Origin of the sequence: Spongiibacter sp. (assembly GCF_041602295.1) — a bacterium.
Classification (GTDB): Bacteria; Pseudomonadota; Gammaproteobacteria; order Pseudomonadales; family Spongiibacteraceae; genus Spongiibacter.
This window is the reverse complement of the sequence record NZ_JBFIGO010000068.1, coordinates 1-15,945: the sequence shown is the minus strand read 5'-3', so window position 1 is coordinate 15,945 and position 15,945 is coordinate 1. Positions and strand designations below refer to the sequence as shown.

The window sequence follows — 15,945 nt, the reverse complement described above, 5'->3', positions numbered from 1 at the left end:
TCAGCACAACCCTGACGTTGTTGCCATCGCTCTGCCTGGCTTTTTGCAAGCAGCGCCTCGCTGCGGCTTCATTAGCCTCGGCCAAATGCTGCTCGGCCATCTCACAGTAGTAGTGACTCAGCGCGCAGCTAATCGCCCCGCCGTCTTGCTCTGCCCGCGCCTTACGCAACCAGCTGCGTTTGGGAATGCGCCGCTTCGCGACCGCTGCCGCCTTCCCCCAATCCTTCTCGGCCTGGTAGATCTGCTGCAAATAGCGCAACGCCTCACTCTCTTGCGCAGACGACTCACCCGCCAAGTCACGCAACAAACGCTCGGCTCGGTCGTGCAAACCGGCAGAAATATAGTCTCTGGCCAATTCCAGGTGTACTTGATGGAGGCTGTCACGCGACAAGCTGGGACGTGCCAATAGGTTTTGGTGTATCCGCGTTGCCGCTTCGAGCTCACCCTTGCTGCGCATTAATTGCGCGAGGGACAAATGCGTATTTAAGGAATGTTCATTAACCGGCACGGCCTGAATAAATTCATCCACACCGTTGCTGGGCTGCTCGCTGAGCAGGAATCGCAGTCCGCGATAATAGGAGTCGTCAGCGGCACTTTCCGCGCCCGCCCCCCCCTTTAGTGAGCGTCGCCCCAGCAACCAACCGCAACCGATAGCGGCAAGTAACAAGCTATATGGCAGCAACTGCTCCATACCGATTAGCGGTTAACCCCGGGCTCAACCAGCTGGGTCGCGGATTGCTTAAGATTGCGGCGCAGGCGCAGCTTGGCGGCCTGCAAGCGCAGTACTAACAGCGAAGCCGACAACATTCCGCACACCCCACCGACCAGAAAAGACAGGATCAACCAAGTCGATATTCGCTGTTCCGGCAATTCCGCCACCAGAATATTGAGTGGCACCAGCGCGGTATTTTCCAAACTAAAAAGCAGGCCAAACAACACCACGGCAAGGAGCAGCAATAACACCAGGATCGACTTGAGGATTTGCATCAGGAATCGCGCCCATAAAAAAAACGGTATAGCCAAAGACCATACCGTTTCTTTTTGGAGAAGGCTAGCGTCACCACCTCAGCTAGAGGTCAGGCTCTGATTCACCCGCTCACGCAGTTCTTTACCAGGCTTAAAATGCGGAACGTATTTGCCCGGAAGCTGCACCGTTTCACCGGTTTTGGGGTTGCGCCCCATTCGCGGCTCGCGGTAGTGCAGCGAGAAACTACCAAACCCTCGGATCTCGATTCTGCTGCCAGTCGCCAAGACCTGAGACATGTGCTCGATCATGGTTTTTACTGCCAGCTCAATATCCTTGTGAGACAACTGTGGCTGGCGTTCAGCCATCAGCTCTATCAACTCAGATTTGGTCATTGCTCAATCCCGTAAATTCCGACATCAAGCCTAGCTTAGCACTTTTTTGCTTATAAGCCAGTAAGTTACGGGCATTCCCTGAAAGAATGCCCGCAGCAAAGACGCTTAGTCTTTGTTTTCCATCTGAGCTTTGATCAGGTCACCGATAGTCGCAGGCGCGGCCGCTTCAGTTTCCTTCTCACGCAGTGCTTTCACCGCTTCTTTCTCGTCTTCCATGTCTTTCGCTTTGATAGACAGGGTCAGAGCGCGGTTCTTGCGATCGACGCTGATGATCTTAACTTCAACCTCTTCGCCTTCTTTCAGCACGTTGCGCGCATCTTCAACGCGATCGCGGCTGATTTCAGAGGCCTTCAGAACACCTTCAACTTCGTCTGCCAGCACAACAACAGCAGCCTTGGCGTCAACTTCTTTAACAACACCAGTTACGATGCTACCGCGGTCGTTAACAGCGACGTAGTCAGAGAAAGGATCTTCCTCGAGCTGCTTGATGCCCAGCGAGATACGCTCGCGCTCGGGGTCGATAGACAGGATAACGGTTTCGATCTCGTCGCCTTTCTTGAACTTGCGAACCGCGTCTTCGCCGCTCTCGTTCCAAGAGATGTCTGACAGGTGAACCAGGCCGTCGATGTTGCCGTCCAGACCAATGAAGATACCGAAATCGGTGATCGACTTGATCGCGCCGCTGATGCGGTCGCCTTTAGTGAACTGCGAACCGAAGGCATCCCATGGGTTTTGCTGGCACTGCTTGATACCCAGAGAAATACGGCGACGCTCTTCGTCGATGTCCAGAATCATCACTTCCACTTCGTCGCCAACTTGTACGACTTTAGAGGGGTGGATGTTCTTGTTGGTCCAATCCATTTCGGATACGTGAACCAGACCTTCAACACCTTCTTCGATTTCAGCGAAACAGCCGTAATCGGTAAGGTTGGTAACCTTGGCTTTAACGCGGCTGTTCTCGGGGTAACGAGTTTTGATAGCCACCCAGGGGTCTTCGCCGAGTTGCTTCAGACCCAGAGATACGCGGTTGCGCTCGCGGTCAAACTTGAGGATGCGAACGTCGATTTCGTCGCCCACATTGACGATTTCACTTGGGTGCTTGATGCGCTTCCAAGCCATATCAGTGATGTGCAGCAGGCCGTCGATGCCACCCAGATCTACGAACGCGCCGTAGTCGGTCAGGTTCTTAACGATACCTTTAACAACCATGCCTTCTTGCAGAGATTCCAGCAGTGCTTCGCGCTCTTCGCTGTTAACACTTTCCAGAACCGCGCGACGAGAAACCACAACGTTGTTGCGCTTCTGGTCCAGCTTGATCACTTTAAATTCGAGTTCTTTGCCTTCCAGGTGAGCAGTGTCACGTACCGGACGCACATCAACCAGAGAGCCGGGCAGGAACGCGCGGATGCTGTTGATGTCGACGGTGAAACCACCCTTGACCTTGCCATTGATAATACCGGTCACTGTTTCTTCTGCCTCGTAGGCAGCTTCCAGTGCGGTCCAGGCTTCGGCGCGCTTTGCTTTCTCGCGGGACAGACGGGTTTCACCGAAACCGTCTTCAACGGATTCCAGGGCAACCTGTACTTCGTCACCAATCTGCAGAGAGAATTCGCCGCCTTCTGCGACAAACTGATCGCGGGGAATCACCCCTTCCGACTTCAGACCGGCGTGGACAGTCACCCAGTCGCTGTCGATGTCGATAACTACACCGGTTACGATGGAACCCGGCTTCATATCGATCGTTTTTAAACTTTCTTCAAACAGTTCAGCAAAGCTTTCGCTCATTAGTCATTACCTGAGATTAGCAGTGGCAGAGCCACCATATCGCCGCATTACCAGCTAACGCGGGTCAGTTTTTTAAAGTCTCTCAAGCTGCTAGCTGGTATTGACACAGCCCGAGAAACCCTTAATAAATCAGCCTGCCCCTAAGACGCAGGAAAGCGGGCACTGACCTCGGCCAATACCCGCGCAAAAACTTGTTCGATCCCCAGCTCGCTGCTGTCAATCAACAGGGCGTCATCCGCCGGCTTCAACGGCGCGTGTTCGCGCTCTGAATCGCGCTTATCACGAGCCTGGATCTCTTCTAAAAGGGTCGCGATGTTAACACTCTCACCCTTATCTTTCAACTGCTTAAAGCGCCGCCGGGCGCGCTCCTCGGCGCTCGCCGTCAGAAAAACCTTAAGCGGCGCCTCAGGGAAAACCACGGTGCCCATGTCCCGCCCGTCGGCCACCAAACCCGGCGCCTGGGCGAAATCGCGCTGGCGCTGCAACAGGGCCTCACGCACCGCCGGCAGCACCGCCACCTTAGAGGCCAAATTTCCGGTAGTTTCGCTGCGCAGCTCACCGCTGACGTCTACCCCCTCGAGCATCACCCGGCTGGGCTCACCCTGCTGACCCGGCAAAAACGCCACATCCAGCGCCGCCGCCAAGGCCGCGATAGCCGCTTCGTCGTCAAAACTGAGCTGGTGCTTGCTGGCCGCCATACCGACTAAGCGGTACAGGGCGCCACTATCGAGCAGATGCCAACCCAACTCCAGGGCCAACATTTGACACAAGGTGCCCTTGCCAGAACCGCTGGGGCCATCGATACAAATAACCGCCGCGCTCATGAACGCACCTCTATGCGCATCCCCGCCGCCGTTGCCAATTCGACAAAGTTGGGGAATGAGGTCGCCACATTATCGCAGTCTTCAATATGGATAGTGTCACTGGCGCGCAGCGCCGCCACCGAAAAGGACATGGCAATACGGTGGTCGTGGTGGCTGTTTACGCGACCGCCGCCAATGGCGCCGCCTTCAATGATAATGCCGTCTTCGGTGGCCTCGGCACTAACCCCCAGGCTCACCAAACCGTCGGCCATCACCTGAATGCGATCACTTTCCTTGACCCGCAGCTCCTCGGCGCCGCGCAATACCGTGCGCCCCTCGGCGCAGGCCGCCGCGACAAATAACACCGGAAACTCGTCGATGGCCAGCGGCACTTGGTCCTCGGGGATATCGATGCCTTTCAGCGGCGCATAGCGCACGCGGATATCCGCCACCGGTTCACCACCGACTTCGCGCTCATTGCTCAGCGTTATATCGCCGCCCATGGCGCGCAGAATATTGACCACGCCGATGCGTGTCGGATTGATCCCGACATGCTGCAGAGTCAAATCGGCACCGGGCGAAATACTGGCCGCCACCATAAAGAAGGCCGCCGAAGAGATATCCGCCGGCACATCGATATGCACCGCGCGCAAGCGATGACCGCCCTCCAAACTGGCGACCGCGCCATTCACCGCAACCGGATAACCAAAGCCTTTGAGCATGCGCTCACTGTGATCGCGGGTCGGCGCCGGCTCAGTCGTGCGGGTCTCGCCCTCGGCATACATGCCGGCTAACAGCACACAGGACTTGACCTGGGCGCTGGCCATCGGCAGCACATAATCAATGCCTTTCAACGACTGACCGCCACGAATCGTCATCGGCGGGCGACCGCCCTCAGCGGTTTCCACCACCGCGCCCATTTCCCGCAGCGGCGCCGCCACCCGCTCCATCGGGCGCTTGCTCAGCGACACATCACCGGTCAGCGTCACATCAAATTTCTGCCCCGCCAACAAGCCGGCCAACAGCCGCATAGATGTGCCGGAATTGCCCATGTACAAGTCACCGTCCGGCGCCTGCAGCCCGTCGCGACCCACGCCGTGAATGGTCACGCGCCCCTGTTCAGGGCCGTCAATTTGTACCCCCATCGCCTGAAAAGCCTTCAGCGTCGACAGTGCGTCTTCGCCCTCAAGAAAGCCCTCTACGGTGGTCACACCGTCGGCAATGGCGCCAAACATAATGGAGCGATGAGAAATGGACTTGTCGCCGGGCACCCGCAAGGTGCCGTTAACGCTGCCGCCAGGTTGTGCTAAAAATTCCACTGATACAGTCTCTTTTGAGGATTAACGGGGCGGCTTGCTGCGCCCCGCCATATATTGACCGAGAAAATGCTCATCGCGGGCCTGCTTGGCGCGGCTGAACAGTTGTTTGATGGCCGGGCCGTCGGCCTCGGCGATAAGGCCGCGCACCATTTGCAGATGGTCGGCAAAATTATCCAGGCCCGCCAGAATTGCCTGCTGATTGGCCAGTACAATATCGTGCCACATGGTCGGATCGCTGGAGGCGATGCGGGTAAAATCGCGAAAACCACCCGCCGCAAACCGAAAAATATCCGCGGCGCTGCCACTGGCCGCCAAGGCATCCACTAAGGTGTAAGCCAGCACATGGGGCAAATGGCTGGTCGCCGCCAGCACCGCGTCGTGCTCATCCACCGCCATCTCCACCACCTCGGCGCCGGCGCACTGCCACATTTCCCGCACCACTTGCACCGCGGCACTGTCGTTGCTCGCCAGCGGCGTGAGAATCACCCGGTGATCGACAAACAAGTCCGTTTTCGCCGCCTCGACCCCACTCTGCTCAGAACCAGCGATAGGGTGACCCAGCACAAAGCGCGGCGGCAAGGCGCCAAACACCGCCTCGGCGGCGCGCAAAATATTGCCTTTCACACTGGCAACATCAGTCAGGATGGTTTTTTCATCCAGCAAGGGCGCTATATCCGCCATGACCTGCTCGGCCACCAGTGTCGGCGTGGCGATCAGCACCACATCGGCATCGCGCAGCGCCTCGGCAAGGTCGAGGGTCCAATGATCGATGACCCCCAGCTCCAGCCCCCGCACCAGTGAGGCACTGCGCCGGCCGGTGGCCCACACCTGATCGACTGCGCCCTTGGCCTTCAACGCCTTGGCCAGAGAACCGCCCATTAGACCGAGGCCGATAATTGTTAGCTTGCCAATATTCACGCTTCGCTCAACACCTCTTGCAAGGCGTTTAGGCAACGCTGATTTTCACTTTCCAGGCCAATCGAAATCCGCAGGTGATTGGGCATTCCGTAGACCCCCACCGGCCGCACAATAACGCCCTTCTTCAACAGGGCCTGGTAATAAGGCATGGCCGCAGCGGGCATTTCCACGGCAATAAAATTCCCCACCGACGCAATATATTGCAAGCCCAGGGCCACCAAGCCCTTTTCCAGCTGAGCCATACCCGCCGCATTTAGCTCGCGACTGCGCTGCAAATATTCCGCGTCGCGATAGGCCGCTGTCGCTGCCGCCAGCGCCGGCACACTGACATTAAACGGCGCGCGCACGCGGTTCAACAGGTCGGCAATATCGGGGTGACTTATGGCATAGCCGACCCGCAGGCCCGCCAAACCAAAGGCCTTGGAAAAGGTCCGAGTGACCACCAGATTGGGGTAATCGGCCAGCATGGCAATGCTGTCCGGGTAAGCGGGCTCATTCAGGTATTCACAGTAGGCCTCGTCCAGCACCACCACCACATTTTCCGGCACCTTGGCCATAAATGCCCGCACCGCGCTCTCACTGAGCCAGGTGCCGGTGGGGTTGTTGGGGTTGGCGATAAAAACCAGTCGCGTGCGGTCATCGATCGCCGCCGCCATCGCATCCAGGTCGTGCCCCCAATCCTTCGCCGGCGTCACTATGGCCTTCGCCCCCGCTGCCTGCACGGCAATGGGATACACAATAAAGGCGTATTGGGAAAACACCGCACTGCTGTCACTGTCGAGAAACACCCGCGCCAACAGGTCCAGGACATCATTAGAACCATTGCCCAGGGTCAGCTGCGCCGCCTCAACACCCAGCGCCGCAGACAATTGCGCTTTTAGCTCAAAACCGCCCGCATCGGGATACAGGTGCAACTGCCCCGCCGCCTCGCGGTAGGCCGCCAGCGCCGACGCCGGTGGCCCCAGCGGGTTTTCATTGCTGGCCAACTTCACCACATCGCTCAAGCCCAGCTCACGCTGTAACTCTTCGATCGGCTTGCCGGGCTGATAGGGCTGCAGGCCCTGCACCCCCTCATTGGCCAGGTCAATAAAATCGCACGTCATGCTACCGCCTATAAAAAAGAAAGTACCCCAAGGCCGCTATAACGCCGCCTTGGGATAGGAGCCCAAAATCTTACACATCACCGTTTGCTGGGCGATGGTATCCAGAATCGCCGCCATCTTAGGGTCGTCCTGGTGGCCTTCAAACTCAATGAAAAACACATAGGTCCAGGTTTCAGTGCGCGACGGCCGAGTGTCGATACGCGTCAACATGACGTTATTCTGCTCGAAGGGCTCAAGCAGCTTAAACAGCGCGCCGGGGCGATTGTGCGCAGACACCACGATGGAGGTTTTGTCGCGACCACTGGCGGCGACATTTTCGCGGCCGATTACCAAAAAGCGGGTGGTGTTGTCGGGCTGATCTTCAATGTTTTCGGCAAGCTTGTTCAGCTCGTACTGCTGGGCGGCCAGGTCTCCGGCAATCGCCGCCACACCGGGCTGCTCGGCCGCCATCCGCGCCGCCTCACCATTGCTGCTTACGGCCACGCGTTCGACATTGGGGAAGTTGGCATCCAGCCAGCGGCGACTTTGTGCCAAGGCCTGCTGGTGGGCACAGATACGCTGAATATCATCGCGACCACCCTCGCCAATCAGTAAATTGAGCCGCACCCGCAGTTCGACTTCACCGCAAATTTTTAATGAGGAATTCATAAAGGCATCGAGGGTGTGAGACACCATGCCCTCAGTGGAATTTTCCACCGGCACCACACCGTAGTGACACTGGCCCGACTCGACCTGAGCAAATACCGCGTCTATCGTCGTTTGCGGCACACTGATCACCGCGTGGCCAAAATGCTTGAGCGCCGCGGCCTGGGTAAACGTTCCCTCGGGGCCGAGGTAGGCGACCTCCATGGGCTTTTCCAGGGCCAGGCAGGCCGACATAATCTCGCGGAATATATAGGCGACGGTATCATCGGCCAGCGGACCATTATTGGCCGCTTTTACACGCGCCAACACCTGCGCCTCGCGCTCGGGGCGGTAGAACAGCAGTTGCTGAGCGCTGCTGCTGTCAGCACCTGACTCAAATTGTTGAGCGGCCTCAAACTCGCGCTGTTTTACCTCTGCCACCTGCTGCGCGCAGCGAGCACGGCGATTGAGCAGCGCGTGTATCTGACTATCGATGCTGTCGATATCCTGGCGCAAGGTGTCCAGGTCGACCGGCTTATCCTCTGACTTGGCCATGATGTCAGCCGTTTTCTCTAGCGAAGTTTTTCATATATTCAATCAGCGCATCGACCGCCGCTTCTGGCACCGCATTGTAAATACTGGCGCGCATGCCGCCCACCGAGCGATGGCCCTTAAGGTTTAGCAGGCCGGCATCCTCGGCACCTGCCAAAAAGGCCTTATCCAAGCCGCTGTCCGCCAACACAAAGGGGATATTCATCAGCGAGCGGCTAGCCACTTCCACCGGATTGCTGTAGAAACCGCTGGCGTCAATATAGTCGTACAATTTAGCGGCTTTGCGGCGATTAATAATTTCCATCGCCTCCAGGCCGCCCTGGGCTTTCAGCCATTTAAAGACCAAACCCGCCAAGTACCAGGCAAGCGTCGGCGGCGTGTTGTACATCGAGTCATTGTCAGCCGCGGTTTTGTAGTCGAGCATCGTCGGCGTTGTAGCGCGGGCCTTGCCCAACAAATCCTTGCGCACAATAACGATAGTCAGACCCGCCGGCCCGATATTTTTCTGCGCACCGGCGTAGATCAAACCAAATTTATTCACATCCACCGGACGCGACAAAATGGTCGACGACATATCGGCCACCAAGGGGGTCTTTACGTCTGGGGTCCAGAAAAACTCTACACCACCAATCGTCTCGTTGGGGGTGTAGTGCAGGTAAGCGGCATTATCACTGAGCTGCCAGCTATCAAAAGCCGGAATGCTGGCAAAGTTATTATCTTCGGAACTCGCCACCACGTTCACATTGGCGTAACGCTTGGCTTCCTTGATGGCTTTTTTCGACCACTGCCCGGTATTGACATAGTCCACCACCGCCCCCTCTTCACAGAGGTTAAGCGGAATCGACGCAAACTGGGTGCTGGCGCCGCCCTGCAGAAACAGCACCGCGTAGTCATCGCTAATCCCCATCAGCTCGCGCAAATCCGCTTCGGCTTCATTGGCAATGGACACCATTTCTTCCGAACGGTGACTCATTTCCATTACCGACAGGCCACGGCCGCGCCAGTCCAACAGTTCTTCTTTAGCCTGACTCAGTACCGCCTCGGGAATTGCTGCCGGTCCCGCGCAAAAATTATACACACGCGCCATGTTTCACTTCGCTCCAACAAGTCATCAAAAAAATCTAGTCTGCGCTTATTCAGCCGCCGGACTGTCGCCGTTTTCTGCGGCATCGGCATCCGCGGCAAGCACTTCACCGTCAACGGGCTCATCGCCATCTTCAACCGCGCTGTCGACATCCTGCTCGGCGACACGCTGTACACCAACCAGCTGCTCGTCATCGCGCAGGCGAATGACCTTAACCCCTTGGGTATTGCGGCTAAGCAGTGAGATTTCATCCGTGCGCGTGCGCACCAAGGTGCCCTGATCCGAGATCAGCATCAGATCATCGCCCTCAAATACCTGCACCGCACCCACCAGCGAACCGTTGCGATCACTCATCGTCATGGCGATAACGCCGCGGTTACCACGCCCCTTGCAGGGGAAGTCATCGACGTCGGTGCGCTTGCCGTAGCCATTTTCAGACACCGTCAGCACCCGTCCCTCTGGCTTGGGAATGATCATCGCAATAACCTGCTGACCTTCGTCCATGCGCACACCGCGCACACCGCGCGCCGTTCTGCCCATCGCCCGCACATCGCCCTCGGCAAAGCGCGCGGCCTTACCGCCGCTGGTCAACAACATCACGTCGTTGCGGCCGTCGGTTATTTCCGTACCGATCAGCACATCGCCCTCATCCAGTGCCAGGGCAATCAAACCCACGCTGCGCGGCCGCGAGAAGGCCTCCAGCGGCGTCTTCTTCACAGTACCGTTGGCGGTGGCCATAAAGATGAAGTAGCCCTCGGTGTACTCGTGCACCGGCAGGATGGAAGTAATCCGCTCACCCTCGCTCAGCGGCAGCAAGTTCACCATCGGCCGGCCGCGAGAATTGCGTCCCGCCACCGGAATTTGGTAGACCTTCAGCCAATAGACTTTACCGATATTACTGAAACACAGAATCGTGTCGTGGGTGTTGGCCACCAGCAGGTGCTCGACAAAGTCTTCTTCTTTTACCGCCGTCGCCGACTTACCCATACCGCCGCGGCGCTGGGCAGCGTAGGTGTCCAGCGGCTGCGACTTGGCGTAACCACCGTGGGAAATTGTCACCACACGGTCTTCTTCCGGAATCAGGTCTTCGTGGCTCAAATCCAGCTGTGAAGCGACGATTTCACTGCGGCGCTCATCACCAAAGTCGGCAACCACCTGCTGCAATTCACCGCGAATCACGTCCAACAGCACCTGCGGATCAGCGAGAATGCTCAGGTATTCGGCGATTTCAGCCAATTTATCCTGATATTCCGACAGCAGTTTTTCGTGCTCCAAGCCGGTGAGCTTTTGCAAACGCAACTCGAGAATGGCCTGAACCTGCGCCGGCGACAGCCAGTAATTACCGTCGCGCACGCCGTATTGGGCTTCCAGATCATCAGGGCGACAGGCGTCCTCCCCGGCGCGCTCAAGCATCGCACTGACTTCACCCAGTGCCCAACCGCGCGAAATCAGATTCTCTTTAGCTTCTTGCGTGGTCGACGACGCCTTGATGGTGGCAATGACCTCATCGATATTAGAAATTGCTACCGCCAGGCCTTCCAACACGTGGCCGCGCTCGCGGGCCTTGCGCAACAGATAGACGGTGCGGCGGGTTACTACTTCGCGGCGGTGGCGAACAAAGTATTCCAGCAGTTCCTTCAAATTGAGGATACGCGGCTGGTTGTCTACCAGCGCGACAATATTGATACCGAAGACATTTTGCAGCTGGGTCTGGGCGTAGAGGTTATTCAGCACCACCTCGCCGCTTTCACCGCGCTTCATCTCAATCACTACGCGCAAGCCGTCTTTATCCGACTCGTCACGCAGCTCGGCAATACCTTCAATTTTCTTTTCTTTAACCAATTCGGCGATCTTCTCGATCAACCGCGCCTTATTCACTTGGTAGGGCAGCTCGGTAATGATGATGGTATCTTTATTGGTCTTCTCATTGCTGATGACTTCAGCGCGCGAACGCACATAAATCCGGCCACGTCCCGTGCGATAGGCCTCAACAATCCCGGCGCGACCATTGATAATCGCCGCCGTCGGGAAGTCGGGACCGGGGATAAACTCCATCAACTCGTCGATAGTGATATCGGGATTGTCCAACAGCGCCAGACAGCCGTTGACCACCTCGGTAAGATTATGAGGCGGAATATTGGTCGCCATGCCCACGGCAATACCGGAAGAACCGTTCACCAGCAAGCTGGGGACCTTGGTGGGCAATACCGCAGGAATCTGCTCCGTGCCGTCGTAGTTAGGCACCCAATCGACGGTTTCCTTATCGAGATCGGCCAACATCTCATGGGAGATTTTCTGCATGCGGATTTCGGTGTAACGCATGGCTGCGGCGTTATCGCCATCGATCGAGCCAAAGTTACCCTGACCGTCAACCAGCATATAACGCATTGAGAAAGGCTGGGCCATACGAACAATGGTGTCGTACACCGCGGAGTCACCGTGAGGGTGGTATTTACCAATCACGTCGCCCACCACGCGGGCGGACTTTTTATAGGCCTTGTTCCAATCGTTGTTCAGCTCGCTCATGGCGAACAACACCCGGCGGTGCACCGGCTTCAGTCCGTCACGCACATCGGGCAACGCCCGACCGACGATGACACTCATCGCATAATCGAGGTAGGACTGTTTTAGCTCATCCTCAATATTTACCGGCAGAATTTCATTTGCATTGTCAGCCATGAATAGCAAGCATCCTTATTGTCTGCGACCCCCGGACGGCGGCATCGCCGCCCAAAGCGCGTTTTTACTGCCCTCCCACCCCGCCCAAAACGGCGGCGGCAAAGCGGGAAACAAAGCGGCGATATTAGCATATTCCAGCACCGCATAGACAGCGCATAAAGGCCGAAAATCAGCGTCTTATCGCCACAACTACCCCCAGGAACAGGTATACTTGCCGCTTTGCCACCAGGAATACTGCACGCCATGAGCCGCGCCGCCGCCGACCGCATTGACACTGTCATTACCGCCCGCTGGATTCTTCCGATGACGGACGGCTGCCCAGTTCTAGAAAATCACGCCCTGGCCATTGCCGACGGCGTCATTCACGCGGTCCTGCCCATTGATGAGGCCCGCGCACTGAATGCCGAGGAAGTACTGGAACTCACCGGCGAACAACTGCTGATGCCGGGGCTAATCAACGCTCACGGCCACGCCGCCATGAGCCTGTTTCGCGGCATGACCGACGACCAACCCCTGCACAGCTGGCTAAACGACCACATTTGGCCGGCCGAAGGCCGCTGGGTAAGCGAAGACTTTGTCCGCGACGGCAGCGCCCTGGCGATCGCTGAAATGCTGCGCAGCGGCACCACGACCTTTAGCGACATGTACTTTTTCCCAGAAGTCACCGCCGACGTGGCGCGCCGCGCTGGTATTCGCGCCCAGCTAAGCTTCCCAATATTAGATTTCCCCAGCGCCTGGGGCAGCGGTCCAGAAGAGTATTTCCGCAAGGGCTTGGCACTGCGCGACGATTACAAGCACAGTGAATTGATCAACATCGCCTTTGGCCCACACGCCCCCTACACCGTCGGCGACGACGCCATGAGCAAGGTGGTGATGTTTGCCGAAGAGCTGGACTGCGCCGTGCAGATCCACCTGCAGGAAACGGCTCAGGAAGTGGCCGACGCCGTTAAACAAACCGGCCTGCGCCCCGTCGAGCGACTGGCGCGACTCGGCCTGCTGGGACCGCGCACCCAGTGCGTACACCTGGCTCACCTCAGCGATACGGATATCGACCTACTCGCCGAGCACCGCTGCCACGCCATTCACTGCCCGGAATCGAATTTAAAGCTGGCCAGCGGCTTTTCGCCGGTGGAGAAAATGCGCCTTGCCGGCATTAATGTGGCCCTGGGCACCGACGGCGCCGCCAGCAACAACGACCTGGACATGTTTGGCGAACTGCGCAGCGCTGCACTGCTCGGCAAGGCCGTCGCCGGCGACGCCGCCGCCGTACCCGACCACTACGCCCTGCAAATGGCCACCATCAACGGCGCCCGCGCACTGGGCATCGACGCGATCACTGGCAGCCTGGAGGCCGGCAAGCAGGCCGATGTTATCGCCGTCGATATGTCGGACCTTGCGCAACAACCCATATACACACCGATATCCCAGCTGGTGTACACCAATATCAGTCACCGGGTGCGCCACAGCTGGATCAAAGGCCGGCGAATGCTGGATAATGGCGAACTGACCACCTTGGACAGCCGTGAGCTTATTGAAAAAGCCCAGTACTGGCGCAATAAAATCAGTGGAGAGTAAGATGCAAACATCACCGCAACACGGCAACGTCGACCCGGCAGAAATCGCCAAGTTTGAAGAACTGGCCCATCGCTGGTGGGATCGCAACAGCGAATTCAAACCACTGCACGACATCAACCCACTGCGGGTTAACTATATCGACGAGCGCTCGCCACTGGCGGAAAAGCGCGTTATCGACATTGGTTGCGGCGGCGGCATCCTGTCGGAATCCATGGCCATGCGCGGTGCCAAGGTCACCGGTATCGATATGGGCGAAGCCCCTCTCAATGTCGCGCGCCTGCACCAACTGGAATCCGGCGCCAAGGTCGAATACTTTCAAACCACCGCCGAAGAATTAGCCGAAGACCAGGCGGGGCACTACGATGTCGTCACCTGCCTAGAGATGCTTGAGCACGTTCCCAACCCCGCCTCGGTGATACGCGCCTGCGCCAAACTGTGCAAACCCGGCGGCGACTTGTATTTCTCCACCATTAACCGCAATCCCAAGTCCTTTGCTTTCAGCATTGTCGGTGCCGAATACATCCTCGGCCTGCTGCCCCGCGGCACCCACGAGTACGCCAAGTTCATCCGCCCCGCCGAGCTGGCTGACTGGCTGCGGGAGAACGACCTGCAGCTCCAACACATGACCGGCCTGACCTACAACCCGCTGTTCAAAAGCTATCGACTGAATGGAAGTGATGTGGACGTGAACTATATGGTTCACGTGAAAAAACCACTGTGATGCTCAAAGCTGTACTCTTCGACCTGGACGGCACGCTGCTCGATACCGCTGCCGATTTCGCGCGCGTGCTAAATAGCTTACTGGCAGAACATCAACGTCCCTTACAGGACTATCAAGCGGTCCGCGAATGCGTCTCCAGTGGCGCCCGCGCGGTCCTTGCGCTCGGCTTCGAACTAGCCCCGGAGAGCGCAGAATTTGCCGCGCTGCTGGAGGAATTTCTCGACCGCTACGCCGCTTCGCTGTCTGAGCAAACCACGCTGTTTCCCGGCATGGATCAACAGCTGCGCAACCTTGAAGAGCGCGGTATCGCCTGGGGCATTGTCACCAACAAGCCATCGCGCTTTACTGAGCCGCTGCTGCGCCAGCTGCAGCTGGACAAGCGCTGCGCCACGACCATCTGCCCCGACCACGTCAACAATCGCAAGCCGCACCCAGAACCCATTTACCTTGCCTGCAAAAATCTGGATATTCGCCCCGCTGAAGCGGTCTATGTTGGCGACCACCGCCGCGACATAGACGCCGGTCGCAATGCCGGCATGAAAACCATCGCCTGCCGCTACGGCTATATCCCCAGCGGCGATAACATTGCCGACTGGCAGGCCGACGCCATTATCGATCACGCCGAACAACTCGAGGCCGCCCTGCTGCGCTTCTGACCACCAAGAGGATTCACCGTGCCACTGACATTGCCCGCCGACTTCCACGCCGCCGCCGACTGCTTGAAAGACAAAATCATTTTGGTTACCGGCGCCGGCGACGGCATTGGCCGCGCGGCCGCCCTGAGCTTTGCCAAACACGGCGCCACCGTCATCTTGCTGGGCCGCACCACAGAAAAGCTCGAAGCGGTGTATGACGAAATAGAAAACGCCGGCTACCCACAAGCGGCGATCTACCCCCTGCATCTGCGCGGCGCCGCCGCCCACGACTACCAGGAGTTAGCCGCCACCATCGAGCGCGAATTTGGCCGCCTGGATGGCCTATTACATAATGCCAGTGTGCTCGGCGAGCGCCGCAGCCTTGCGCAAACAACCGTGGATAGCTGGGACGAAGTCATGCAGGTAAACGTGACCGCTCAGTTTTTGATGACCCAGGCACTACTACCGATGCTGGCAGCTGCCGAGCACGGCTCACTGCTACTGACCTCATCGAGCGTTGGCCGCCAGGGCCGGGCATTTTGGGGGGCCTACTCGGTGTCAAAATTCGCCACCGAGGCGATGATGCAGATACTCGCGGATGAAGAATTTGAGTTGAACGGTACACGGGTCAACAGCATCAACCCCGGCGCCACCAACACCGCCATGCGGCGCAGCGCTTACCCGGGCGAAAACCCATCCAGCAACCCCAACCCCGAAGCGATCATGCCGCTGTACCTGTATTTAATGAGCGATGCCAGCCGCAGCATCAACGGACAGCAATTTGACGC

At 57.8% G+C, this 15,945-nt stretch carries 14 protein-coding genes and 1 pseudogene; 4 read left to right on the top strand and 11 right to left on the bottom strand.

The window, feature by feature from the left end; translation table 11 throughout:
• The 11 genes and pseudogenes from ABYM29_RS11265 to gyrA form a co-directional block, all read right to left on the bottom strand.
• Positions 1-691 (bottom strand): annotated as a pseudogene (locus ABYM29_RS11265) (lipopolysaccharide assembly protein LapB); the annotation flags it as partial.
• A gap of 5 nt (positions 692-696) precedes the next feature.
• Positions 697-987, bottom strand: a complete 291-nt coding sequence (locus ABYM29_RS11260; RefSeq protein ID WP_372864859.1) for a LapA family protein — start codon at positions 985-987, stop codon at positions 697-699.
• A 78-nt stretch (positions 988-1,065) separates the two neighbouring features.
• The gene (locus tag ABYM29_RS11255; protein ID WP_372864858.1) at positions 1,066-1,359 is read right to left on the bottom strand and encodes an integration host factor subunit beta; all 294 of its coding nucleotides are present in this window, start codon (positions 1,357-1,359) and stop codon (positions 1,066-1,068) included.
• Positions 1,360-1,464: 105 nt separating this feature from the next.
• Positions 1,465-3,144 (bottom strand): 30S ribosomal protein S1, encoded by a 1,680-nt coding sequence (gene rpsA, locus ABYM29_RS11250; RefSeq protein ID WP_372864857.1) that lies wholly within the window; start codon positions 3,142-3,144, stop codon positions 1,465-1,467.
• Positions 3,145-3,284: 140 nt separating this feature from the next.
• The gene (cmk, locus tag ABYM29_RS11245; protein WP_372864856.1) at positions 3,285-3,968 is read right to left on the bottom strand and encodes a (d)CMP kinase; all 684 of its coding nucleotides are present in this window, start codon (positions 3,966-3,968) and stop codon (positions 3,285-3,287) included.
• Positions 3,965-5,266, bottom strand: coding sequence for a 3-phosphoshikimate 1-carboxyvinyltransferase (gene aroA / locus ABYM29_RS11240; RefSeq protein ID WP_372864855.1), 1,302 nt, complete (start codon positions 5,264-5,266; stop codon positions 3,965-3,967). Before aroA ends, cmk begins: the two co-directional genes overlap by 4 nt.
• A 21-nt stretch (positions 5,267-5,287) precedes the next feature.
• Complete coding sequence (locus ABYM29_RS11235; RefSeq protein WP_372864854.1) at positions 5,288-6,184, bottom strand: prephenate dehydrogenase/arogenate dehydrogenase family protein; 897 nt, start codon at positions 6,182-6,184, stop codon at positions 5,288-5,290.
• Positions 6,181-7,287 carry a histidinol-phosphate transaminase gene (gene hisC / locus ABYM29_RS11230; protein ID WP_372864853.1) on the bottom strand — a complete coding sequence of 369 codons (1,107 nt, stop codon included), beginning with the start codon at positions 7,285-7,287 and terminating at the stop codon, positions 6,181-6,183. Before hisC ends, ABYM29_RS11235 begins: the two co-directional genes overlap by 4 nt.
• A gap of 36 nt (positions 7,288-7,323) precedes the next feature.
• Positions 7,324-8,466: a prephenate dehydratase gene (gene pheA, locus ABYM29_RS11225; protein WP_372864852.1), complete on the bottom strand. Its 1,143-nt coding sequence runs from the start codon at positions 8,464-8,466 to the stop codon at positions 7,324-7,326.
• A gap of 4 nt (positions 8,467-8,470) precedes the next feature.
• The gene (serC, locus tag ABYM29_RS11220) at positions 8,471-9,550 is read right to left on the bottom strand and encodes a 3-phosphoserine/phosphohydroxythreonine transaminase (protein ID WP_372864851.1); all 1,080 of its coding nucleotides are present in this window, start codon (positions 9,548-9,550) and stop codon (positions 8,471-8,473) included.
• Positions 9,551-9,595: 45 nt separating this feature from the next.
• Positions 9,596-12,226, bottom strand: coding sequence for a DNA gyrase subunit A (gyrA, locus tag ABYM29_RS11215; protein ID WP_372864850.1), 2,631 nt, complete (start codon positions 12,224-12,226; stop codon positions 9,596-9,598).
• Between the two features lie 243 nt (positions 12,227-12,469).
• On the opposite strand from gyrA, the gene ABYM29_RS11210 reads away from it, so the two are divergent.
• The 4 genes from ABYM29_RS11210 to ABYM29_RS11195 all read left to right on the top strand — a co-directional run.
• A complete protein-coding gene (locus ABYM29_RS11210) occupies positions 12,470-13,801 on the top strand; it encodes a TRZ/ATZ family hydrolase (protein ID WP_372864849.1) in 1,332 nt (443 codons plus the stop codon).
• A gap of 1 nt (position 13,802) precedes the next feature.
• Complete coding sequence (gene ubiG / locus ABYM29_RS11205) at positions 13,803-14,522, top strand: bifunctional 2-polyprenyl-6-hydroxyphenol methylase/3-demethylubiquinol 3-O-methyltransferase UbiG (protein WP_372864848.1); 720 nt, start codon at positions 13,803-13,805, stop codon at positions 14,520-14,522.
• On the top strand, positions 14,522-15,178 hold the full coding sequence (gene gph, locus ABYM29_RS11200; RefSeq protein WP_372864860.1) for a phosphoglycolate phosphatase: 657 nt from the start codon (positions 14,522-14,524) through the stop codon (positions 15,176-15,178). Before ubiG ends, gph begins: the two co-directional genes overlap by 1 nt.
• Before the next feature lie 18 nt (positions 15,179-15,196).
• On the top strand, positions 15,197-15,945 hold a 749-nt coding region (locus tag ABYM29_RS11195; RefSeq protein WP_372864847.1), incomplete at its 3' end, for a YciK family oxidoreductase.

Excerpts from the sequence above, each read along its gene's own strand:
- ABYM29_RS11260 (WP_372864859.1), bottom strand. The coding sequence starts at position 987 with ATGCAAATCCTCAAGTCGATCCTGGTGTTATTGCTGCTCCTTGCCGTG.
- ABYM29_RS11255 (WP_372864858.1), bottom strand. The coding sequence starts at position 1,359 with ATGACCAAATCTGAGTTGATAGAGCTGATGGCTGAACGCCAGCCACAG.
- rpsA (WP_372864857.1), bottom strand. The coding sequence starts at position 3,144 with ATGAGCGAAAGCTTTGCTGAACTGTTTGAAGAAAGTTTAAAAACGATC.
- cmk (WP_372864856.1), bottom strand. The coding sequence starts at position 3,968 with ATGAGCGCGGCGGTTATTTGTATCGATGGCCCCAGCGGTTCTGGCAAG.
- hisC (WP_372864853.1), bottom strand. The coding sequence starts at position 7,287 with ATGACGTGCGATTTTATTGACCTGGCCAATGAGGGGGTGCAGGGCCTG.
- pheA (WP_372864852.1), bottom strand. The coding sequence starts at position 8,466 with ATGGCCAAGTCAGAGGATAAGCCGGTCGACCTGGACACCTTGCGCCAG.
- serC (WP_372864851.1), bottom strand. The coding sequence starts at position 9,550 with ATGGCGCGTGTGTATAATTTTTGCGCGGGACCGGCAGCAATTCCCGAG.
- gyrA (WP_372864850.1), bottom strand. The coding sequence starts at position 12,226 with ATGGCTGACAATGCAAATGAAATTCTGCCGGTAAATATTGAGGATGAG.
- ABYM29_RS11210 (WP_372864849.1), top strand. The coding sequence starts at position 12,470 with ATGAGCCGCGCCGCCGCCGACCGCATTGACACTGTCATTACCGCCCGC.
- ubiG (WP_372864848.1), top strand. The coding sequence starts at position 13,803 with ATGCAAACATCACCGCAACACGGCAACGTCGACCCGGCAGAAATCGCC.
- gph (WP_372864860.1), top strand. The coding sequence starts at position 14,522 with ATGCTCAAAGCTGTACTCTTCGACCTGGACGGCACGCTGCTCGATACC.